The organism is Streptomyces sp. LUP30, from assembly GCF_001746365.1.
GTDB lineage: Bacteria > Actinomycetota > Actinomycetes > Streptomycetales > Streptomycetaceae > Streptomyces.
In genome coordinates this window covers 241,674-263,917 of sequence record NZ_MJAJ01000004.1, presented here as the reverse complement: position 1 = coordinate 263,917, position 22,244 = coordinate 241,674, and the positions used below count along the sequence as shown (strand labels likewise).

Annotated in this window: 15 protein-coding genes; 12 read left to right on the top strand and 3 right to left on the bottom strand. The window is 73.1% G+C overall.

Features of this window, described 5'->3' with window-relative positions:
* Positions 1-124: 124 nt before the first annotated feature.
* The 9 genes from BG482_RS06115 to BG482_RS06075 all read left to right on the top strand — a co-directional run bounded on the left by BG482_RS06115 (position 125) and on the right by BG482_RS06075 (position 13,284).
* Positions 125-1,840, top strand: a complete 1,716-nt coding sequence (locus tag BG482_RS06115; protein WP_079141624.1) for a trypsin-like peptidase domain-containing protein — start codon at positions 125-127, stop codon at positions 1,838-1,840.
* A 9-nt stretch (positions 1,841-1,849) separates the two neighbouring features.
* Positions 1,850-3,976 carry a tetratricopeptide repeat protein gene (locus BG482_RS06110; RefSeq protein WP_079141623.1) on the top strand — a complete coding sequence of 709 codons (2,127 nt, stop codon included), beginning with the start codon at positions 1,850-1,852 and terminating at the stop codon, positions 3,974-3,976.
* 118 nt (positions 3,977-4,094) lie between these two features.
* Positions 4,095-5,513 carry a VWA domain-containing protein gene (locus tag BG482_RS06105; RefSeq protein WP_069767812.1) on the top strand — a complete coding sequence of 473 codons (1,419 nt, stop codon included), beginning with the start codon at positions 4,095-4,097 and terminating at the stop codon, positions 5,511-5,513.
* Entirely contained in the window at positions 5,510-6,367 is an 858-nt protein-coding gene (locus tag BG482_RS43785) for a hypothetical protein (protein ID WP_069767811.1), read from the top strand. The genes BG482_RS06105 and BG482_RS43785 overlap by 4 nt, the downstream gene beginning before the upstream one ends.
* Positions 6,364-7,605, top strand: coding sequence for an ABC transporter substrate-binding protein (locus tag BG482_RS43780; RefSeq protein WP_069767810.1), 1,242 nt, complete (start codon positions 6,364-6,366; stop codon positions 7,603-7,605). Before BG482_RS43785 ends, BG482_RS43780 begins: the two co-directional genes overlap by 4 nt.
* Positions 7,606-7,641: 36 nt before the next feature.
* On the top strand, positions 7,642-7,971 hold the full coding sequence (locus BG482_RS06090) for a CU044_2847 family protein (RefSeq protein ID WP_069767809.1): 330 nt from the start codon (positions 7,642-7,644) through the stop codon (positions 7,969-7,971).
* 254 nt (positions 7,972-8,225) lie between these two features.
* A complete protein-coding gene (locus BG482_RS06085) occupies positions 8,226-9,167 on the top strand; it encodes an ABC transporter ATP-binding protein (protein WP_069767808.1) in 942 nt (313 codons plus the stop codon).
* The gene (locus BG482_RS06080) at positions 9,164-10,522 is read left to right on the top strand and encodes an ABC transporter permease (RefSeq protein WP_069767807.1); all 1,359 of its coding nucleotides are present in this window, start codon (positions 9,164-9,166) and stop codon (positions 10,520-10,522) included. Before BG482_RS06085 ends, BG482_RS06080 begins: the two co-directional genes overlap by 4 nt.
* 5 nt (positions 10,523-10,527) lie before the next feature.
* Positions 10,528-13,284: an alkaline phosphatase family protein gene (locus tag BG482_RS06075; protein WP_069767841.1), complete on the top strand. Its 2,757-nt coding sequence runs from the start codon at positions 10,528-10,530 to the stop codon at positions 13,282-13,284.
* Positions 13,285-13,552: 268 nt separating this feature from the next.
* Here the strand turns inward: BG482_RS06075 and BG482_RS06070 are convergent, their stop codons facing one another.
* The gene (locus BG482_RS06070) at positions 13,553-15,331 is read right to left on the bottom strand and encodes a sodium:proton antiporter (protein WP_069767806.1); all 1,779 of its coding nucleotides are present in this window, start codon (positions 15,329-15,331) and stop codon (positions 13,553-13,555) included.
* A gap of 670 nt (positions 15,332-16,001) precedes the next feature.
* On the opposite strand from BG482_RS06070, the gene BG482_RS06065 reads away from it, so the two are divergent.
* The 3 genes from BG482_RS06065 to BG482_RS06055 all read left to right on the top strand — a co-directional run bounded on the left by BG482_RS06065 (position 16,002) and on the right by BG482_RS06055 (position 19,257).
* On the top strand, positions 16,002-16,955 hold the full coding sequence (locus tag BG482_RS06065; RefSeq protein WP_079141621.1) for a cyclase family protein: 954 nt from the start codon (positions 16,002-16,004) through the stop codon (positions 16,953-16,955).
* A 21-nt stretch (positions 16,956-16,976) separates the two neighbouring features.
* Entirely contained in the window at positions 16,977-17,516 is a 540-nt protein-coding gene (locus BG482_RS06060; protein ID WP_069767805.1) for a gluconokinase, read from the top strand.
* 160 nt (positions 17,517-17,676) lie between these two features.
* Positions 17,677-19,257 (top strand): GMC oxidoreductase, encoded by a 1,581-nt coding sequence (locus tag BG482_RS06055; RefSeq protein ID WP_069767804.1) that lies wholly within the window; start codon positions 17,677-17,679, stop codon positions 19,255-19,257.
* Between the two features lie 97 nt (positions 19,258-19,354).
* On the opposite strand, the gene BG482_RS06050 is transcribed toward BG482_RS06055, so the two are convergent.
* Positions 19,355-20,398: a cytochrome d ubiquinol oxidase subunit II gene (locus tag BG482_RS06050; RefSeq protein WP_256096278.1), complete on the bottom strand. Its 1,044-nt coding sequence runs from the start codon at positions 20,396-20,398 to the stop codon at positions 19,355-19,357.
* Positions 20,395-21,882 (bottom strand): cytochrome ubiquinol oxidase subunit I, encoded by a 1,488-nt coding sequence (locus BG482_RS06045; protein WP_069767803.1) that lies wholly within the window; start codon positions 21,880-21,882, stop codon positions 20,395-20,397. The genes BG482_RS06050 and BG482_RS06045 overlap by 4 nt, the downstream gene beginning before the upstream one ends.
* Positions 21,883-22,244: the final 362 nt, after the last annotated feature.

Genomic DNA, 22,244 nt, shown 5'->3' with positions numbered 1-22,244 from the left:
CACGTCACCCCGCCCCCCGTCCCGGCCCCGACGACCCGTTCCCACCCCGCTGCCACCCCGGCCGGAATCGACCCCGTCTCCCCAACCCCCGGCAATGTGAAGCGGGTTGCCATACCGTGGGCGTATGGCGCTGCATCACCACAGTGACCGCCCGTGGCGCGTGAGAGTGGACGACGCGGAAGGCGCGCCCTGCGGCGCGGGAGTGCTGCTCGACGACCGGCATGTGCTCACCTGCGCCCATGTGGTCCGGTACGCCGGGGCCGCGCCCGGGTCCGCGGCCTCTGCGGTACGGGTCAGCAGTGTGGCGTGCCGCCCGGAGTGGAGCCGCACCGCGCACGTGGCCCCGGGCACATGGGTGCACGACCATGACACGCAGCGCGGCGACGTGGCGCTGCTCGAACTCGACGAGCCGGCCGGCTGCGGCACCCGGACCACGCTGTGGAAGGCGCCCATCTCCGGCGGCACGGTCCAGGTGTACGGCTTCCCCCAGGACGAGCCGTTCGGCATGGGGGCGGACGCGCGGCTGGCGGGGTCCGGCCACCGGCAGGGCGAGTGGGGCCTGTTGAAGCGGATGCGTGAGGGCGACCCGTGGATCGAGCGGGGGTACTCCGGCGCCGGGGCGATGGCGGTGGGCGGCGAGTTCGACGGCCGGGTCATCGGCATCGTGGTGGCCGACTACGTCAACGGCGACGCGAAGGCGGCCTGGATGCTGCCGACGGAGACGATCCTTACGTATCTGCCGCGGATCGAGGAGTTCACCGGCGGCGACCGCAACGACGAACTGGGCCCCTCGCGCGGCGAGCTGAGCGGCGACGTGCTGGGCGATCCGCTGCGGCTCGCGCTGACGCAGGAGCTGACCCGGCTGCTGGACAGCGGCTGGTGCGGCACCGTGGTCGTGGGCACCGGCGGCACGACCGCGGTGGGCGACTCCTGGCTCGTCCGTCTGGTGCGCACGGCCGATCCGGCGGCCCGGGCCACCGTCAGCGACGCCGAGCTCACCGGCGCGCCCGGGGACACCGTCCTCGGGCTCGGCACCATCGACGCGGCCTACGACGCGCGCGGCCGGTCGGTCGCCGACCTCGGCGGATACCTCACGCGCCGGTTCGGGCTGCCCGGCGGTGACCCCGGCGAGGTGGCGCGGCAACTGCTGCGCCGCAGGCCGCCCGCCTGTCTGGTGGTGGGCGGCGTCGACCGCGCCCAGGACCCGGAGGCGCTCCTCGGGGAGCTGCTGGGGCAGCTGGCCGCCCGGGCCCGGTCCCGCGGCATCCGCCTGGTCCTGGGCTTCGAGGGCGTGACGCCGGCCGATCTGGCCCACGACGTGTGTCTGGACCCCGAGCCGCTGCGCGGGGACGCCACCCGGAACGTGACCGCCGCGGCGGTCCACACGGTCGTCGGACAGCTCGCGGCGGAGGAGGACGCGGCCGCGGCGCTGCACCGGGAACGGGGCGTGCGGTTCTTCGCCGCGCCCCGGCTGCCGCCCCGCGCCGCACCCCGGCTACGGGTCCGGCTGACCGTGGCCCGGGCGACGGAGCCCAACCCCGAACTCGCCGTGATCCACGAGCGGGCCGACGACGCACGCGCCGTGCTGGCCCGGTTCGATCACGACCTGCGCCGGCTGCTCGGGGCGCACGAGGACCTCACCGCCCGCCTGGAGCTGCATCGCGTGCGGGCCGCGCGCTACTTCGGCGACGAGGACCGGCTCCTCGCCGACCGGCACGCCCCGGCCTTCCGCGCGCTGAAGACCGAGCCGATCGACCTGGGGGCCGCCCGCACGCTGGTCAGGCGCTACATCGACGAGGTCGACCGCCGGTTGGAGGAAAGACGATCAGAGGAAAGGTGACCGCCGGGGATGAGCCCTCCCATGTGCAACCGCCCCGACTGCGGGCGCGGCCAGATCGACGACCAGGGCTTCTGCCCGGCCTGCGACCGGCCGCCGCTGCCGCAGGACGACGTCGCGCCGCCGCGGCAGACGCGGGAGCCGGATCCGCCGGCGCGGGTCACCGCGGGCGTCGGCGTGGCGCACGTACGGCCGGATCCCTGGTACGGCCTCGGCCTGGTCGACTCCGATCAGCCCCCGGACGTGCCGCCGAGCCCGTCGGGCCCCGTCGCCGAGGAGCACCGCTTCTGCTCCTCTTCCCCCTGCGGGCTGCCGGTCGGCCGCGGTCAGGGCGACGAGCCGGGCCGGATCGCGGGTTTCTGCGCCGCCTGCGGCCATCCCTACGACTTCACCCAGCCCAACGGCCTGGTCATCGCGGGCCGTTACGAGGTCGAGCGCGTCCTCGGCTCCGGAGCGTACGGCGCCGCCTATCTGGCCCATGACCGCAATCTGGCGACCCGGGTCGTCCTCAAGGCCCTGCACAGGTCGGTGGCCAAGACCGCCCGGCACGAGCGGGACGTCCTGGTCGGGCTCCGGCACGACAGCATCGTCCGCATCCTGGGCTACGAGCACGACGGGCCGCACCTCGTCCTCGAATACGTGCCGGGCGAGCCGCTCACGGCCCGCGACGGCGACCGCCTGGAAACCCTCCTCGCGCACGGCGTCCGCGTCCTGCAGGCACTCGACTACCTGCACGCGCGGGGCCTGCTGCACTGCGACGTCAAACCGCTGAACATCATCCGCTTCCGGGAGGAGGGTCCGGCGGGCGCGCTCGACCGGGTGCGGCTCATCGACTTCGGCGCGGTGCGCAGCCGGACGAAGGACACGGGGAAGGTCGTCGCGTACACGGAGGCGTACGCGCCGCCGGAGACCGACCCGGAGCATCTGCGCCCCACCCCCGGATTCGACCTGTTCGGACTCGGCATGACCCTGCGCGAGGTCTGCCGCTCCCGCTGGACGGACCGCTCCGCGCCGGGCGTCGACTCGCTGCACCTGCTGCTGGAGCGGGCCACGGACCCCGAGCGGCCGTGGTGGCGGTTCGTGTCGGCCCGGCAGTTCGCGGAGCAGCTCAGCGGTGTCATCCGGCAGGTCGTGGCGGCTCCGCCGACGCGCCGTCAGGTGGCACGTCCGTCGGCCCTGTTCGGGTCCATGGCCGGCTCGCTGCACGGCGGGCTGGGCGCGGCCCGGCCCCTCGGCCACTGGGTCGAGGCGCAGCCGGACGAGAGGGGGTCGCTGAGGATGCCCGCGCCGTTCTCCTCGCCGGATCCGGGCGCCATCGCGGCCGCCCTTCCGGCCCCGCTGTCCGATCCCGACCACCCGACGGTCACGGCTGCGGCCGGCGGCGCGCTGGCCGAGATCCGGCTCGCCCTGCGCGGAAAGGACGCGACGGCGGCGGCAGCGCACCTGCGGGCGGCGGGCCTGCCCGACTGGCACTGGCTGTCCGACTGGTACTGCGGCCTGATCGCACTGGCCGACGGCTCTCCCCGGCGGGCGGGCGTCGTGCTCGGCCAGGTGCGCAGGGCGCTTCCCGGCGAGCTGATCCCGCTCCTCGGCCTCGGTCTCTGCGCCGAGCTGCGGGGGGACCGCGCGCTGGCGCGGTCGCACTACGGGATGGTCTTCGACACCACCCCCGCGCTCGGTGCGGCCGGCTTCGGTCTGGCCCGCGTCCTGCTGCTGGCGGGCGAGCGGACGAAGGCGGTGGCCGTCGCCGAACAGCTGGCCGGGGAGTTCCGCTACGAGCGCGAGGCGCGTGTGGCGGCCGTACGCCTGCGGGTCATGGTCGTCCCGGAACGCGGCCACCCGGCGCCGACCGAGGACGACGTGGCGCGGGCCCGGGCGGACCTGCCCGGCCTCGACGTGGACGAGGCGGCGGCCGCCGCCCTGCGGGCCGAGATCCAGTACGCGGAGTTCCTGCGCACCCGCGACCGGCTGAAGCTGTCCGACGCGATCCGCGCGCTCGGCCGGCACGCCCCGACCGAGCGCGAGTACGTCGCACTGGTGGACCTGGCCAACCGGCTGCGTCCGGCGCTGACTTGGGGACGTCGCGGAAAGCGTGCAGAACGGGTCGTTCCCGTGTCGGGGCAACGCCCGGCAGGTTAAGCTCCCTTGCACGTTCCGTCGAGAAGGCCCGCACGCTCCGTAAGGAAACGCACAGCGACACGATCGGATGGTGGCGGTGGGGGACAGGTCGCCGTTAGGGCTCGGTTTCGCCCTGGAAGTGGACGCACCCTCGGATCTGCCCTACGACGAGCGACGCGCGGACGCCCTGATCACCGTCACGGCAGACGCCGTCGCGGGGCCGTCCGCGCAGACCCCGAACGCCGAGATCCTCATCATGGACCGCTCGCTGTCGATGACGGGTCACAAGCTGGACGAGGCGAAACGTGCGATGTGGGCGGCCATCGACACCTTGCGGGACGGAACCCTGCTGGCCGTCGTCGCGGGCAACCACGAGGCCGACGTGATCTTCCCGACGACGGGCGGCCTGGCCCGGGTCGACGCCCGCACCCGGGAGGACGCCAAGCTCCGGGTGGCCGGTCAGCTCGCCGAGGGCGGCACGGCGATCGGGAAGTGGCTGGCTCACGCCCGCCGCCTCTTCGCCTCGGTGGAGTCCCCCGGCACGGTGCGCCATGCGGTGCTGTACACCGACGGCAAGGACGAGCACGAGACGCCCGAACAGCTCGGTGAGATCCTCGCGTCCTGCACCGACCACTTCGTCTGCGACGCCAGGGGCCTGGGCGACGACTGGCGTTACACCGAACTCCTGCGCGTCACCGAGGCTCTGCACGGTTCCGCCGAGGCCGTCGTCACCATCTCCGACCTCACCGAGGACTTCGCCCGCCTGATGCGCGAGGCGCAGCGGATCGTCGTGCCCCGGGTGTATCTGGGCCTGCGCCTCAACAGCCGTTTCCAGCTCGCCTTCGTGCGCCAGACCCGGCCCGTGGAAGCCGAGTTGACGGCCCGTCAGCAACGGGGGGAGGAGACGCACGTCCCTCTCGGCTCCTGGCCCCCGGAGACCCGTCAGTACCAGATCTCCCTGCGCTTCGACCCCCGGAGCCTGACCGTGGACGAGACCCTGCGTGCCGCCCGCATCACCCTGCACGCCGAGTTCCCCGACGGAACCCGCCGGCCCTGCGCGGAGAGCGCCGCCATGGTCGTGCGCCGCCGCTCGACGCCCGGCTTCGGCATCGCCCGCTCCCCCGACCTGACCCGCGTCGAGAACGAACGCGAACTCGGCATGGCCATGCGCGCCTGCGCGGACGCCCAGCTGCGCGGGGACCTCGAACGCGCCGACCGTGAACTGCGCCTCGCGATCGGCCTCGCGGAATCCCTCCGGGACACCGCGCGCCTGCGGTCGCTGCGCGCGATCGCCGCGGACGGCCCCGACGGCCTGCCGCGGGTGCGGCGGGACGTCGCCCGGGGCCGGATACTGGGGATCGGCGTCGACTCGACGAAGACCGCGAGACGACCGGTGGACCCGCACGAGGACGACCGGCCGCTCCAGGACGCCGGGGCCTCCCATGTGTGCCCCCGGTGCGGTACGAGGTCCTCGTCGCCGAGGGCCAGGTTCTGCGAGGAGTGCGGGCACCGGCTCGGGGACGCGGGCGCGGCCGACGGGCCGAGGGACGCGCTGTGACCGGGAGACGGCTGCGCGCATCCCATCCGGTCGTGGTGCTGCGCCGGCTCAGGGCGGGCGTGCTGGCCGTGCTGGCCGTGACCACGTTGCTGTGTCTGGTGGCGGCCGACCGGGCCGAGGAGCAGATCGACGCCTCCCGACGCACACAGGAGGCCGTGGAAGACATCCGGCAGGCGCACGAGCAGGCCATCAGAGCGAGGGCCGCGCTCGAAGCCGTCTCCCGGATCGAGGACCCCGTGTCGATCTCCCTGACCGGCGCCGGCGCCGACTTCGCCAACGCGGCCGCCCGCATCAGCTCCCATCTCACCTCGGCGACGGAGGGCAACGGGGCCGGCAAGCGGGGACTGAGCCATATCCAGTTCGTCCAGGGCCAGTTGGCCACGAGCGTGCAGATGGCCAACGCGGCGGTCCTCGAGGGGGCCCCGGCCGTCGGCAAGGTCGGCGAGTCGCTGCACGCGGAGCGCGAACACCAGGGCAGGGAATCCGTCCGGTTCACCGGCGGCCTCGAACAGTCGCTCCTCGATCTCCAGCAGGTGGAGAGCGACGCCAAGCAGGTCCAGCTCGACTCGGACTGGCGCGACCGCCGTCTGCTGTGGCCGCTGTTCACGGCGCCTCTGGCGGTCATGCTGCTGCTGGTCTGCGCGACCGTACGCATCCTCGCCCGACGCTTCCGGCGGTATCCCAGCCCCGCGCTCATCCTCGCCCTGATGGCCACCGCTTCGGTGGACGTCCTGATGTGCGTGCTGCGCCCGCTCGACGTGGCGATCGCGCTGCCGGTCCTCGCCGCCGCGGGCGCGCTGACCTATCTGGCCTACCGTCCCCGTCTCGCCGAGTACAGGTTCCCCCGCTCATGAGAAGCACGCGAAGACTGACGGCACCCCTCGTCCGCTGCGCCCTGGTCCTCGGGCTGCTCCTGGCGCCGGTCGCCTGCGGCGAACCGGCGGACAGCAAGGTGACGATCATGGTGCCCTGGTCCGGCAAGGAGTTCGAGGCCTTCTACGCGGTCGTCGAGGCGTTCGAGCGCAGCCATCCCGGCATCGACGTCGAGCCTCAGGTCACCCGCGCCCTGACCCAGCAGCTCGACGCGGCGGTCGCCGCGGACGCCGAGCCCGACCTGGCGGTGCTCCCCAGCGTGGGGGCGATCGCCAAGTACCAGCAGGAAGGCGCGCTGCGCAGACTCGACGTCGACACGAGCGACTACGTGCAGCCGTTCCGCGGGCTCGGCATGCACAGCACGAGCGCCACGACGGGCACGGGCGACGTGTACGCCGTCCCCGTCAAGGCCGACGTCAAAAGCCTCGTCTGGTACGACGCCACCGCGACTGCGAAGCCGCCCGCGGACTGGGCCGCTCTCCGGTCCCGCCACTACACCTGGTGTCTCGGGCTGGAGTCGGGTCCGACCTCGGGCTGGCCGGGCGCCGACTGGATAGCGGACCTCCTGCTCGCCGGGAAGGGCGTCGACGCCTACACGGCATGGGCGTCGGGAGACGCGCAGTGGGACAAGGGACCCGTCCACGGCGCGTGGATCGCGTGGGGGGACCTCGTGGGCAACGCCGTCAAGGGTGCGGCCAGGACCGACTTCAGGGCTGCCGTCAGGCAGATGCCCACGTGTTCCCTGGGCCACGGCACCCTGTCCGCGATGGACTTCGACGCGGCGCAGGTGAGGAAGCGCCGATACCTGTACGTGTCGCCTCCCGGCAGAACCCTGCAGGTCTCGGCGGACTTCGTCGGGAAGTTCACCGGGAACGAGAGCGCCGACGAGTTCATCGCCTACCTGGCGAGCACCCCGGCCCAGCGGATGTGGGTGAACCGGCCCGGCTTCGCGCTCTCCGCCGACCGGCAGGTGGCGGTGGCGGACTACGACGACCCCGTCCAGGGCGGGATAGCAGGGATGTTCCACACCTCCGCGTACACCCTCTGCTTCAGCGCGGCCGACGCGATGGATCCCGACGTCTCCGCGGCCTTCTACCGGGCGGTCCTGGAGTACGCGGACGGCGCGCCGGAGGGTCCGCTGCTGAAGGCGCTCGACAAGGTGCAGGCCGCGCTCGGCCTCGCACGCTCCAAGTCGCCGCCCCTGTGCGCCGCCCCCTGAATCCTCCCGCCCCTTCCGCATCCCCAGGAGCCCGCCATGCCGGACGCCGTCCAGTTCACCCTCGACGACGGCACCGTCGTCCTCGTGGCCCCGCCCTCCCGCACCGGCACCGGGGCAGTGGGCCTGGGCAGCCGTCTGGAGAGCGCGGCGACCGGTCTCAGGGAGGCGCTGGGGCCGATCACCGCCGCGGCCTCCGAGGTGATCGGTCAGTTCCGCAGCGCCGCCCAACGGCCCGACGAGGTCGAGGTCACCTTCGGCGTCGTCCTGGACGCCAAGCTCGGCGCGATCCTGACGAGCGCGAGCGCCAGCGCACATCTCGACGTCACCCTCCGCTGGAGCGGCACGGAACCGACACCGCCGAGCTGAGTCCGAGGCGGGCTCGAGCGGGCTTTGCGACACGGCGGCCCGACGCTGGGTGTTTCCTGCACCCGCTTTTGCCGACGCGTTACCGGGAAACGACCGGACTGCTGGCGAAGTACGGCCGGGTGCGGGGTATTTCAGCAGGTCACCGGCTCAACTGCCGCCGGGGCTTCTCCCGTTCCCGCAACGTTCAATTCACCGTTCCCGCCGGCGCTTCATGCAGTCCCTAAGGTCCCTGGAGGCTTCGAAAGAAGGGACCCATGAACACACGCCTTTCGGTCCGGGCCCGCGGGATCGGCAAATGCTTCGGGGACGTCGTCGCCCTCGACGGTATCGACCTGGACGTGGCGCCGGGCCGTGTCCACGGCCTGGTCGGACCGAACGGCGCCGGCAAGACGACGCTGCTCGGCCTGCTGCTGGGCCTGGCCGCCGCCGACAGCGGCACGCTGGAGATCCTGGGCACGCCGGTCGGACGGACACTCGACGCCCCCGGCGGGGTCGCCGGCTTCGTGGACGGCCCCGGGCTCTACCCCTCGCTCACCGCCCGGCAGAACCTCGCCGCCCTGGCCGCCCTGCGCGGCGACGTGCGGGCGAACAGGGTCGACGACGTCCTCGACGAGGTCGGGCTGACCGACGTCGCCGACGACCGGACCCGCGGCTTCTCCCTGGGCATGCGTCAGCGGCTCGGGCTCGCCGCCGCCCTGCTCGCCGAGCCCCGGCTGCTCGTGCTCGACGAGCCGTCCAACGGCCTCGATCCGGCGGGCAAGCGGCATGTGCACGGTGTCCTCGGCCGGCTCGCCGCCGACGGCGCGACCGTCGTCCTGTCCAGCCATCGCATGGACGACCTGGAGGCCCTGTGCGACGAGGTCACGATCCTGGCGACCGGACGCGTGGTGTTCTCCGGGCCGTTGGACAAGCTGGCGGGCGAAAACCGTGAGCTGGACTACCGGTTGCGCACCTCCGACGCGTCCGCCGCCCGCCTGCTGGCCGCCGACACGGCCGGTGTCCGCCTCGTCGACGACGCCGGGTCGCGGCCCGGCGCCGCCGAGGCGACCGTCGTCCGCGCGGCGACGCCCGCTCTCGACGACTTGGTCGCGCGACTCGTCCGCGCGGGCGTCGCGGTGCGCGAGCTCACCCCCGTGGTGTCGCCGCTGGAGGCCGCGTTCCTCGCCCTCACCACACCACAGGAGGACGGCGGATGACCGCCACGCTCGCCGGCGACCGCAGCGCCGCCGCCCGCCGGGTCACGGTGGTGCGCGGCTACCGCTTCGAGCTGGTCAAGCTGTTCTCGCAGTGGCGGGTCCGGCTGCTCGTGCTCGCCTGCTGGATCGCCCCGGCGCTCTTCGTCGCCGCGGTGAGCGAGCAGAGCACGCTGCCCTCCGACACCCTCTTCGGCCGCTGGATGCACACCACGGGATGGGCCGGACCGCTGGTGACGCTCGGTTTCGCGGGCGCCTGGGCGCTGCCGCTGCTGGCTCCCGTGGTCGCCGGTGACGTCTTCGCCTCCGAGGACCGGCTGGGCACCTGGCGTCATCTCCTCGTCGCGGTCCGCTCGCCGCGGCGGATCTTCGCCGCGAAGGCGCTGGCCGGCTTCAGCGTCGTCCTGCTGCTCGTGACGGGGCTGGCCTGTTCCGGCACGGTCGGCGGGCTCCTGGCGGTCGGCGACCGGCCCCTGGTCGGCCTCGACGGCCGCCTGCTGACGCCCGCCGACGCCGGCGGGAAAGTCCTCCTCGCCTGGGTCTGCGTACTCGCTCCCACCCTGGCCCTCGCCGCGCTCGGGATCCTCGGATCGGTCGCGCTCGGACGGTCCCCGACGGGGCTGCTGCTGCCGGGCCTGGCCGCGCTCGGAATGCAGGTCGCCCAGGCGCTGCCGCTGCCCGTCGCCGTGCGCCTCGCCCTGCCGGGATACGCCTTCACCGCCTGGGACGGCCTGTTCACCTCGCCGGCGCAGACCGGCCCGCTGCTGATCGGCGTCGCCGTCAGCCTGGTGTGGGCCGTGGGCGCGACCGTGCCGGCGTATCTGCTCTTCGTGCGGCGCGACTTCACCGACACGGCCTACGACGGCTCGGGCCGCCGCACGATCGCCCTCGGGCTGCTGCCGCCGGTCGCGCTGGTCGCGTTCACGGCCGCGCTGGCCGCCGTGGCGACTCCGGCCGCGGGTTCCGGGCTCCGGCAGGACAAGGTGCAGGGATCCCTCGCGACCGCGTTCGCCCACCTCTACCGCCTCCAGACCGAGCAGCTCCACCGCCCCACCGTCACGGAGGCCCGGCTGCGGGCCACGGCGGCGTGCACCAAGAGCGCCGGCCGCGGCGCCCAGGAGGGGCCCGGCAACGACTGGCGTTGCGTCGTGACGTGGCGTCTGCCCGGCGTCCCGGTCGCGGGGACCGCCGTCTACCAGCTCGACGTCGGCTCGGACGGGCGGTTCGTGGCCGACGGCGACGGTCCGAAGGAAGTCAACGGCTATTTCCTGGTGCGCACACCGACCGGGGACGCACCGAACCCCCTCTGGCAGTTCGACGGCCAGGTCGACCTGCTCGACACCACCTCGAAGGGATGAACTCCATGCAGGTGACACGGCAGCGCCGGGTCCACGGCAACCGGCCCATCGCCCTCTTCGGCAGACGCGTCGGCCGGCGGGCCACGCTGGTCACGGCGGGCATCGCCGTCGCGCTCGGCGTCACGGGCACCGCGGTCGCCTCGACGTACCGGTTCGGCACCGAGCAGGTCGGCCAGAACACCGCCGACGGCCAGGTCGTCTCCAGCGACCAGCACATCAAGCCGTACGGCAACCGCACCGTCATCGACGACGGCAAGATCATGTCGTCCTCCGTCAGCCCGGACGGCCGCCATCTCGCGGCCGCGATCACCGACGGCGACGCGTCGCTGGTCATCGTGGACCTGAAGACCGGGCAGGTGAAGCAGAAGGTCGGCACCAACGCGGCGGACGGCCTGCGCATCAAGAGCGGGTCCGTCGGCCAGGAGGGCCCGTCCTACTCGCCCGACGGCAAGCAGCTGTGGCTGGGCCAGACCGACGGCTACACCAGGTTCACCGTGAACGCGGACGGCACCCTCGCCGACCCGACGGCCGTCCCGATAGCGGCCGACGGCGCCAAGCACGCGCTGGTGGGCGCCGCGGTCTTCTCCGCCGACGGCTCCACCGTGTACGCAGCGGTCAACGGCCAGAACAGGGCGGTCGCCATCGACGCGGCCACCGGCGCCGTCGAGCGGAGCTGGGCCGTGGGCAACGCGCCCCGTGGACTCGCCCTGGCAGGGGGCAAGTTGTACGTCGGCAACGAGGGCGGGCGTCCGGCGAGGCCCGGCGACACGACCATCAACTCCTACGGCACCCAGGTGGTGGCGAACCCGGACACCGGCGCCGCCACCACCGGCACGGTCAGCGTCATCGACCTGGCGCACCCGTCCGCCGCCGTCGGCAGCATCGACGTCGGTCTGCACCCGACCGCGGTGTACGCCAAGAAGGGCGCGGTGTTCGTCACCAACACCGCCGACAACAGCGTGTCGGTCATCGACACCGCCCGCGGCAAGGTCGTGCAGACCATCGCCACCCGGCCGTGGCCGGAGGCGAAGGTCGGCTACGAGCCCGACGCGGTGACCCTCACCGACGACGGCCGTCTGCTGGTGACGCTCGGCCGTGCGAACGCGGTCGCCGTCTACCGTTACAAGTCGCCGCAGGAGCCCGCCAGTTACATCGGCCTGCTGCCCACGGACTACTTCCCTTCGGAGATCACCACCGTGGGCAGGAACGTGGTCGTCTCCCACACCCGTGGCATCGACGCCCGTCGGCCCTCCACCACCGGCAGCCACGGCACCCACGACACCACGTCGAGCCTGACGCAGTTCACGCTGCCGAGCGACGGCGTCATCAGGGCCCGGACGGCGGAGGTCTTCCGGCAGAACGGCTGGACCCCCGGCTCGGTCAGGACGTCCGAGGGCAGGAGCCACGCGAAGCCCGTACCGGTCCCCGCGCGGCTCGGCGACCCCTCGACGATCAAACACGTCTTCCTGCTGGTGAAGGAGAACCGGACCTACGACCAGGTCTTCGGTGACCTGCCGCAGGGCGACGGCGACGCCTCGCTCACCCAGTTCGGCGAGAACGTCACGCCCAACCAGCACGCGCTGGCGCTCCAGTTCGGGCTCTACGACAACTTCTACGACATCGGCACCAATTCGGCCGAGGGCCACAACTGGCTGATGCAGTCGGACAACCCGGAGTACACCGAGTCCTCCGCCGGTGAGTACGCGCGCAGTTACGACACCGAGGACGACGTGCTCGGCCACCAGAAGTCGGGTTTCCTGTGGACCGGCGCCCAGGCGGCCGGCAGGTCCGTCAAGGACTTCGGCGAGTTCCAGTCGGTCGAGACCAAGCCGTCCGGCGCGACCTGGCAGAACCTGTACTGCGACGCCAGGAACATGGCCGCGACCGGGCAGCCCACCGCCTACCCCATCCGGACGGGCTCGGCGATCCCCTCGCTGAACAAGGTGTCGGTGCAGGGCTTCCCGCTGTTCGACCTCGCCGTCCCGGACGTGTACAAGTACCAGATCTGGAAGCAGGACTTCGAGAAGAACGGTCCGGCGAACCTGAACATGTTCTGGTTCTCCAACGACCACACCGGGGGCCCGGCGAGCCCCGCCGCGGAGGTCGCGGACAACGACCTCGCCGTCGGCAGGATGGTCGACGAGATCTCGCACAGCGCGTACTGGAAGGACTCGGCGATCTTCGTCGTCGAGGACGACTCCCAGGCCGGTCTGGACCACGTCGACGGCCACCGTGCGCCGGTGCAGATCATCAGCCCCTGGGCGCAGCGCGGCAAGGTCGACGCCCGCTACTACTCGCAGATCACGATGATCCGCACGGTCGAGCAGATCCTCGGGATCCACCCGATGAACCAGAAGGACAGCGCGGCCACCCCGATGTCGGGGGCCTTCACCCGCAAGGCGGACGACACGCCGTTCAAGGCGGTGGCGAACCGGGTCCCGCTGACCGACGGCCTGAGCACCCAGCCCGCGTGCGGCGCGGACGTCCCGGCGCCGCAGGACCCGGCCGCGGCTCCCGTGCCGATGACCAGGAAGGCGCCGGCGCGGCAGCAGGAGGTCGCGGCGCAGTGGAAGACCTGGGAGGCGCACCAGCGGCTGACCGGCCCCCACGCCGTGCCCGACTACGCCAACCCGGTCCAGATGAACCGGCTCACCTGGTACGAGACCCACAACTGGACCAAGCCGTACCCCGGCGACACCAAGATCTACGCCCCGGACGACGTACCGGGCGCGTACCTCCCGTCCCCGGAGTCCGACGGCTGACGGCTGACGGCTGACGGCTGGCGGCTGGCGGCTGGCGCAGAACGGCACCCCGCCCGCGCTGCTCGGACGTTGTCCAGCGTTCGGCGTCGCGCAGCGGATCCCGCAGTTCCGGGTAGGTGAGGCGGCACAGGACGAGTGTGTCGGGGACGGCGGCGTCTCGGACGGCGACTTCACCGCGGCGGTGGGGTGTCCCGCCCTGGGCGGCCGGGGCGCGTACGCGTACCGCGTCGCGTACGTCCGGGTCGCGCGGGTGGTTCCCCGCACCCGTCTACAACGGCGGCCCTTCGGCGTCTCGCACGCCCGGCACCAGCAGGACCGCCGTGTCCCCGGGCCGGGGCTGCGGGGCGCCGCCTTCCGTGACCGGATCGAGGCGGCCGTCCCGGCGCACGAGGAACAGCAGCTCGCTGCCGGGGCGCGGGGCGTCGTCGGCGGGGCGGCCCAGGACGGCCGCCCCCTCCTGGTATCTGCGGGCGAACACCGGCCAGGTCAGCTCCGGGCCGAACAGCACCTCGCCGCCGATGAACGGCGCCACCACGCCCTGGCTGTCGGCCGGTGCGTCGAGTCGGTGGACCGTGCCCTCCACGCTGCCGCGCAGCAGCACCGCCGCCAACGCGTTGAAGTCGTCCTCGGCGGTGAGGAGGTACACGGCCGTGATGCCCTCCAGCCCGGCGGCCCCGCCCGTGGCGGCGCCCAGCAGTTCACCGGGCGCGAGCTCGATCCCGGCCCGCCGGACGCGTTCACGCTGTTCCTCTTCCCCCGCCCACATCAGCACCTCCAGCCCGGCGGCCTTCAGGGCCACGCCCAGGTCGACCACCCAGGGGTCGCCGCCGACCAGCAGGGGCCGTGAGCGGGACGGGCGCACCACGCCGAGACGCCGGGCGACGGGAGCGGCGGTCAGCCCGTAGAGCGTCACGGTGGCCGTGATGACGACGAACGTGGCAGGAAGGATCTTCGCCGCGCCGCCGATGCCCTCGGCCACCAGAGCGGCCGAGAACGTCGAGGCGGTGGCGGCCGCGACGATGCCGCGCGGCGCCATCCAGCCGATGAAGCCGCGTTCGTCGCGGGTCAGTTCGGTGCCGAGGGTGGACACCAGCGCGACCAGCGGCCTGACGACCAGCACCAGAAAAGCGGTGAGCCCGAGCGCGGGCAGCCACACATGGCGCAGCGACTGCGGGGTGACGGTGGCCGAGATCGAGACGAAGAGCAGGCCGAGGATCAGGCTGACCAGGGTCTCGAAGAAGGGCCGGCGCGCGGGGACGTCCATGCCGCGCAGGTTGGCGGCGGCCAGGCCCATCATCACGGCGGCGATGAGTCCCGTGTCGTCGCGCAGGACGTCGCAGAACGCGGACACCCCGATCACCGCCGCGAGCTGCGCCGTGGTGCCGAGGACCTCTCCCGGCCGCAGCACCCGGAACAGCACCCACAGCAGAGCCGCGCCGACCGCCCCGCCTGCCACACCGATGCCCATGCTGGCGAGGAAGTGCTCCATCCCGCTGCCGAGGTGACGGCGCGAGCCGGCCAGGACCGCGTGGAAGACCAGTGCTCCCAACACGCCCCCGACCGGGTCGATGAGGGAGCCCTCCCAGATCAGGATGTGCTGGAGGCGGTCCTTCGGCCGTACGAAGCCGAGCAGCGGCCCGACGACCGTGGGGCCCGAGACGACGAGGATCGCGCCGATCATGACGGCTGCCCGTGCGGACATCCCGAGCAGCGGCGCGGCGAGCAGCGCGCCGAGCAGACCGGTGACGGGCACGCCGACGCAGATCAGCCGGACGACGACCCGGCGGGTGTGGCCCTTCAGCCGGGACAGGTCCAGCCCGAGGCCGGCGTCGTAGAGGATCACGGCGACGGCCATCGACACCAGCGGTGAGAACGCCGCTCCGAGCAGCCGCGCGGGCGCGACGTCGTCGATCAGCGCGCCGGCGGCGAAGCCGACGGGCAGCAGGACGATGAGCGCGGGAATGCGCAGCCGGGCGGCCACAAGCTGCGATCCGACGGCCAGGACCAGGATCAGGCCCATGCCGGTCAGCACCTGATTCGTCGTCACGAGCGGCCTTTCGAAGCGAGGTGGTGGGACGAGCGGGTGCCCACGCCGGCCCGCGCGCCCGGCCGGACCGGATGGGCGCCCGGCGCCTCACTCCCCCGGGGCGTGATCCCCCAGCGGACGGTGTGCCGCTCGACGGGGCCGGGGCCGACGTGCCCGGTACCGCTGCGGAAGGGTGTCTTCGGTGAAGAGCTGCACGTGGTCCCGTCGGGAGCGTGCGGCCCCCCGGGGATCCGGTCAAGCACGACACGTCCCCGTCGGCGTGATCGCCGGGCAGGTTCGCCCGCCGAGGCCACAGGGGGTGCGTCGGTGCGTGCGCCGCCGCACGCGGTGACACCCTCGGCCGGAGACGGCGGCGTCGTCCGCGGTGACGCCGGAGTCCCACCGCACGCGGCCCTCCGGCTCGGGTCGGCGACGCCCCGCGGGAGGCGAAGGGCGGGCCGGGACGCGCTGCCCGGGCGCTCCGGAGAACCCCGGCCCGCTCCGGTCGCCTCCGGCGCGCAAGCGGCGCCGGAGTGGCCGATAGTGGACTCAGGGCTTCTCCCCGACCCTCGGAGCTCTCATGGATCGCCGCCCGCCCCCCGCCGGACGGAGCCTGGTGGGCCACCTGCGGACCGCCGCGCCCGGCCGCCCCCTCGACCGGGCGCCCGACGCGGGACGAGGTCGCTGACCCATGGCCGGCCGTGCCCGACCGACGCGACCGACGGAACCGCCCCGGCTGACCGAGGCCGCGTTCGGCGAGCTGTACCGGCGTCTGCTCGGGCGCTCCGCCTGGGCCTCGGGCGAGCGGGGCGCTCTGGCTGCGCTCACCCCCGCCCGGGTGGCGGCCGCCGCCCGGGAGGTGCGGACCGGCCGGACGGTGACGCTCGCCGCGCCGGTGGAGACCTGGCCCGGCCCGGACAATCCGACACCCGCGAAACACCGGATGAACGGACGGCCCGGTGAAGACGCCCCCGGCGGACTGCACTTCGCACGGGACAGCTTCGCGATGAACGTGCACGGCGACGTCGACAGCCACCTCGACGCCCTGTGCCACGTCGTCTACGACGGCACCCTGCACGGCGGAGTGCCCGCGAGCAGCGTCACCGCGAGCGGAGCCACCGCCCTTTCCCTGGAGGCCGCACGCGACGGGATCGTAGGTCGCGGAGTGCTGTTGGACGTTCCGCGGCTGCGCGGCGTGCCCTGGCTCGAACCGGGTGATCATGTGACGGCCGGCGACCTCGCCGCGGCCGAGACCGCCCAGCACGTCCGCGTGCAGGAGGGCGACCTCCTCTTCGTCCGGGTGGGCCACCGCCGGCGCCGCGCCGAGTTGGGAGCGTGGCATGCGGCGAGCAGACGCGCCGGACTCCATCCGTCGGCGCTGGAGTTCCTCGCGGACCGGCGGGTCGCCCTGCTCGGCGGCGACGGCAACAACGACACGGCCCCGAGTTCCACCGACGGCGTCGACTTCCCCGTGCATGTGCTGGCGATCCACGCCATGGGCCTTCACCTGCTGGACTACCTGCAGTTCGAGGACCTGGCGCCGGTCTGCGAGACGGCGGACCGGTGGTCGTTCCTCTGTGTGACCGCCCCGCTGAGACTGCCGGACGCCACCGGCTCACCGGTCAACCCGATCGCCGTCCTCTGACCCGGGATCCGGAGGTTCACCATGAGCACGACCGACCCGAGGCCACCGGTCGTGGTCGTCATGGGCGTCTCGGGTTCGGGGAAGTCCACCGTGGGGCGACTGCTCGCGCAGCGGCTCGGCGTCCCTTTCCTGGAGGCGGACGACGTCCACTCGGCCGCCAACCGCGCCAAGATGACCGCGGGCCGTCCCCTCGACGACGTGGACCGCCGGCCGTGGCTGCTGGCCCTCGCCGCCCTGATCCGCGAGGCGACCGACAGCGGCCGGGGCGCGGTGATGGCCTGCTCGGCCCTCAAGCACGAGTACCGCGAACTGTTCCGAAGGGCAGGCGCGGGCACATGGTTCCTGTATCTGGCGCTCGACGGGGAGACGGCCGCGCGAAGGGTCGCAGGCCGTGTGGACCATTTCATGCCGGCCCTGCTGGTGGACTCCCAGTACGCCGCTCTCGAACCGCTGCGGCCGGACGAGCCCGGCCTGACCGTCGACGCGGGGGCCGACCCGCGGACGATCGTCGACGAGGCGGCGCGGGCGCTGCGGAAGGCCGGGGGGCCGGTCGGCCGGTGACCGGCCGGAGTCCGGGTCGCCGCCGCCGCACCCAGCCGTTACGTTGGAGATCGGGATGGAACATCCCGTTTGTCGCGTGCTGGCCCGGAACGAAGCGGGGCGGCGGTCCCCTCCGGGCGCTGCGCGCAGGACAGCCGACGACTCCTGGAACGGGACGGTCATGGCCGACGCTCAGCACTACGACGTCATCGTCATCGGTACGGGAGCCGGCGGCGGCACGCTCGCCCACCGGCTGGCCCCCACCGGCAAGCGGATCCTGATCCTGGAGCGTGGCGGCTATCTGCCGCGGGAGCGCGACAACTGGGACTCGACCGCCGTGTTCGTCAAGGGCAAGTACCGCGCCCCGGAGTTCTGGTACGACCGGCACGGCGACCGGTTCGCCCCCGAGGTCAACTACTACGTCGGCGGCAACACCAAGTTCTACGGCGCCGCGCTCTTCCGGCTCCGGCCCGAGGACTTCGGCGAACTGCGTCACCACGACGGCGTCTCCCCGGCGTGGCCGATCCGCTACGAGGATCTGGAGCCGTACTACACCGAGGCGGAGCACCTCTACCTGGTGCACGGCCGGCACGGCGAGGACCCCACCGAGGGGCCGGCCGGTGCGCAGTACGCCTACCCGCCGGTCGAGCACGAGGCACGCATCCAGCAGCTCAGCGACGATCTCGGCAAGGCCGGCCTGCATCCCTTCCATCTGCCGATCGGCGTGAACCTCGTCCAGGACGAGCACGGCCGGGCCGCCCACGACAGCGTCTGCATCCGCTGTGACCGCGTCGACGGCTTCCCGTGCCTGGTCGGCGCCAAGTCGGACGCGCAGGTGATCTGCGTCGACCCGGCGCTCGGGTACGACAACGTCACCATGGTGACGGGTGCCCATGTGCGGCGCCTGGAGACCGACCCGACCGGACGCACCGTCACCAGGGTCGTCGCCGAACTCACGAACGGAGCGACCGAGGAATTCGGGGCCGACATCGTGGTGGTCTCCGCGGGAGCGGTCAACTCCGCTGTGCTGCTGCTGCGTTCGGCCGACGACAAGCATCCGCGCGGCCTGGCCAACAGCTCCGACGTGGTGGGACGCCACTACATGCGTCACAACAACCTGGCCCTGATGGCGGTGTCGAAGGAACCGAACCCGACCAGGTTCCAGAAGACCCTGGCGCTGAACGACTGGTACCTGGGCGCGGACGACTGGGACTATCCGCTCGGCGGCGTCCAGATGCTCGGCAAGTCGGACGCCGACCAGATCCACGGCGAGGCGCCCCGCTGGGCCGGCGCCGTCACGCCCGAGATGCCCTTCGAGGTGCTGGCGCACCACGCCGTCGACTTCTGGCTGTGCGGGGAGGACCTTCCGCTGCCCGAGAGCCGGGTCACCCTGGACAGGGACGGCGGCGTGCACCTCGCGCTCGACGAGAAGAACAACGTCGCCGGGCTGCACCGCCTCCAGCACAAACTGCGGGGCATGCTGGGGCAGTTGGGCATGCACGAGCACCACCTGCTGGACCACAGCATCTATCTGCACAAGGGCATGCCCATCGGGGCCACGGCGCACCAGGCGGGCACCGTGCGGTTCGGCGACGACCCCCGCAGTTCGGCGCTCGACGTCAACTGCAAGGCCCACGACCTCGACAACCTCTACGTCGTGGACACCGGTTTCTTCCCGAGCATCGGCGCGGTGAACCCGTCGCTGACCGCCATCGCCAACGCGCTGCGGGTCGGCGACCACATCGCCGGCCGGCTGCGCTGACCGCGGGTCCCGCTCGCCCACGGCGACCGGCCGGTGCGACGGCCGGTGCGACCGGCCGGTGCGACGGCCGGTGCGACCGGCCGGTGCGGCCGCCCGTCTAGACGTCCTCCCCGGGCGCCGGGGCGGCCCGGGTGTCGGCGTCGGTGAGCTCCTCCAGCTCGCCCATCGTGTCGAGCCGGTAGAGCAGCACCAGCGCCGGTCCCACCAGCACGATCGCGATGGCGGTGACGATCATCAGCCAGCGCATGGCGGGGGCGGCCCCGGCCGCGTCGGTCACCGTCAGCGTGGTCGGCAGCGCGTAGGGCCGCTGCGCCAGGCCCCAGGCGCCGACGGTCAGCGCGACGCTCGCCACCGACGTGTACCGGGACCAGCCGAACGACCGTCGCCACACGAGCACCACCGTGGCGACGCCGCAGACCGCGGCGACGACGATCAGCAGCAGGCCAGGCCCCGAGGTGAGGCCGTCCCAGACATGGCGGGCGTCGTCGCGGGTGACGGGCAGGGCGACGAGCGCGAGGACGACGACCGCGGCGAAGGCGATCACCGCCCGCAGCCGGAAGTAGTCGACGAGGTCGTGCGCGCCGAACCGCCGGGCGTCGGAGCAGAGGAAGACCGCGCCCAGGAACGCGGTGGCGGCGATGGCCAGCAGGCCGGTGAGGACCGACGTCGCATTCGCCCAGGCGTCCGCGGAGGCGGTCGTGCCGACCCGGACCCGGCCGGAGGCGACGCCGCCGAGCACCGCCCCGAGGAAGAACGGCGTCACGAGGGACGAGACGGCGAACATCGCGCCGTAGATCCGTCGTCGGGCCAGGCGGTGGGCGGGCTTGCGCAGCGCGAACCCGGCGCCGCGCAGCACCAGCCCGACGGCGGCCAGGGCGAGCGGCAGCCACATCGCGGAGAAGACGGCCTGGAACATCGTCGGGAAGCCGGTCCACATGACGACGAGGACGAAGATCAACCAGACGTTGTTGGCCTCCCAGACCGGCGCCATGGCCTGGTCGATCAGCCGGCGTGGCCGCCTGCCGCGGTCGGCGCCGCCGGCCATGAGGTCCCAGAAGCCCGCCCCGTAGTCGGTGCCTCCGGCGCAGGCGTAGGCGGCGATCGCGAGCACCATCACCCAGGCGACGAGGTCGGCCGTCACGACGCGCCCCCGGAGCTGCCGCCGGGCCGGCCGCCGGGCGCGGTCGCGGCGGTGGGAGGATCGGGCTCGCTTCTGGGCCCGTAGGGGGTGTCGCTCTCCGGCGGCAGGTCCGCGTGCGGGCCGGCCGAGCCCTCGTCGGCGATACGCCAGCGGGTGCGCATCTTCAGCACGACGGCGAGGAACGAGGCGAAGACGGCCGCGTACACGACGACGACGATGCCGAGCATCGCCCACAGCGCCCCGGCGTGGGTGTCGGTCAGCGCCTCCGAGACCCGCATCCGCCGGTAGACGATCCAGGGCTGACGGCCGACCTCCGTGGTGATCCACCCGCACTCGACGGTGACCAGACAGGCGACTCCGGCGAGCGCGGCGCAGCGGTAGAACCAGCGGCTCGCGGGGTTGTCCCGGCGTCGCCACCAGGACCAGGCGTACCAGAGCGCGAGGAGGATCAGCAGGCTGCCGACGGTGACCATGACGTCGAAGGCCCAGTGGGCGATGGTGGCCTGGACGACGGTGGGGCGGTCGGCGGCGGACACCGAGGTCAGCCCCGTCACCTTCGTGCTCGGTGAGAACCCGGCGAGGATCGAGTCCAGTTGGGGGATCCTCAGGCCGCCGGAGATCGTGCCGTCGCTGTTCAGCCGCCCGAACATGTACTCCGGCACATGAGTGTCGGTCTTCCAGACGATCTCCGTGGCGGCGAACTTGACCGGCTGCTTGTGGAAGACGGCGCGAGCGGTGGAGTCCCCGATCATGAACTGCACCGGCGTCAGGATCGCGGCGACCGTGAACGGCACGGTGAAGCCGAGCCGGTGGTAGCGGTCGCGGCGCCCGCGCAGCCAACCGACCGCGTACACCCCGGCGACCACGTATCCGGCGGTCAGGAGCATCGCGACGACGAAGTGCCAGTACTCCGGTCCGAACATCGGCGTGAAGATCGCCTGCCGCACGTCGACGTCGACGGGCCCGCCCTGGGCGTCCGGACGGAACCCCTGCGGGGTGTTCATCCAGGAGTTGGCCGCGATGATGCCGAACGCCCCCATCAGGGCGGCCAACGGCAGCGGCACGGCGAGCCAGAAGTGGGTCCAGGGCTTGAGCCGGCGCCAGCCGTAGAGATAGATCGCGATCAGGACGGCCTCCAGGAAGAACGCCCATGCCTCGACGCCGAACCCGAGGCCGAAGACGTCTCCCCAGCGGCCCATCATGCCGGGCCACAGCAGGCCGAACTCGAAGGACAGCACGGTGCCGGTGATGATGCCGATGGCGAACTGGACGGCCATCACCGCCGACCAGCGCCGGGCGAGGGTGAGGGCGACGGGGTCGTCGCGGCGCAGCGCCCGGTGGTGCATGAGCAGCGTGATGAACGGCAGGGCGACGCCGAAGGGGACCAGCAGGATGTGCGAGGCCAGGGTGAAGGCCATCAGCTCCCGCGCCGGCAGGAGTCGGTCCGGTGTGCTGTTCGCGAGCAGAGCGACGGTGCTGAGCATGTGCGCCTCGATGGTCTGCCCTGCGAAGCGGCGGGGCTGAGGAGGGACGGGACGGGGAGGAGGGCCCGCGGACGACGGGCCGGGGCCGTCCCCGGAGCGGCGGAGGCGTCTCAGCCGCCCGCGCGGGCCGCCGGCACGGAGGTGCCGGCCGGGGCCCGGTCGAGGGAGGGCCGGCCCCGTCGGCGCATGACGTCCGGCGGAGGCGGCGGGCCGGCCTCGACCACCCGCCGGCCACGGGCGATGCGGGCGGCGCCGCCGAGACCCGCGCGGACGTCCTGTTCGACGCCGGTCGCCCGGGCCGCCGTGGCCGCGACGGGCGGCGCCCCGGCGTCCCGCCGTCCACCGGTCGATGCGCGCCGTGC

What these genes read in the sequence shown, in the direction of transcription:
- BG482_RS06090 (WP_069767809.1), top strand. Translation starts at nt 7,642, where the DNA reads ATGCCGGACGCCGTCCAGTTCACCCTCGACGACGGCACCGTCGTCCTC.
- BG482_RS43780 (WP_069767810.1), top strand. Translation starts at nt 6,364, where the DNA reads ATGAGAAGCACGCGAAGACTGACGGCACCCCTCGTCCGCTGCGCCCTG.
- BG482_RS06055 (WP_069767804.1), top strand. Translation starts at nt 17,677, where the DNA reads ATGGCCGACGCTCAGCACTACGACGTCATCGTCATCGGTACGGGAGCC.
- BG482_RS06075 (WP_069767841.1), top strand. Translation starts at nt 10,528, where the DNA reads ATGCAGGTGACACGGCAGCGCCGGGTCCACGGCAACCGGCCCATCGCC.
- BG482_RS06080 (WP_069767807.1), top strand. Translation starts at nt 9,164, where the DNA reads ATGACCGCCACGCTCGCCGGCGACCGCAGCGCCGCCGCCCGCCGGGTC.
- BG482_RS06110 (WP_079141623.1), top strand. Translation starts at nt 1,850, where the DNA reads ATGAGCCCTCCCATGTGCAACCGCCCCGACTGCGGGCGCGGCCAGATC.
- BG482_RS06065 (WP_079141621.1), top strand. Translation starts at nt 16,002, where the DNA reads ATGGCCGGCCGTGCCCGACCGACGCGACCGACGGAACCGCCCCGGCTG.
- BG482_RS06085 (WP_069767808.1), top strand. Translation starts at nt 8,226, where the DNA reads ATGAACACACGCCTTTCGGTCCGGGCCCGCGGGATCGGCAAATGCTTC.
- BG482_RS06060 (WP_069767805.1), top strand. Translation starts at nt 16,977, where the DNA reads ATGAGCACGACCGACCCGAGGCCACCGGTCGTGGTCGTCATGGGCGTC.
- BG482_RS06045 (WP_069767803.1), bottom strand. Translation starts at nt 21,882, where the DNA reads ATGCTCAGCACCGTCGCTCTGCTCGCGAACAGCACACCGGACCGACTC.
- BG482_RS06115 (WP_079141624.1), top strand. Translation starts at nt 125, where the DNA reads ATGGCGCTGCATCACCACAGTGACCGCCCGTGGCGCGTGAGAGTGGAC.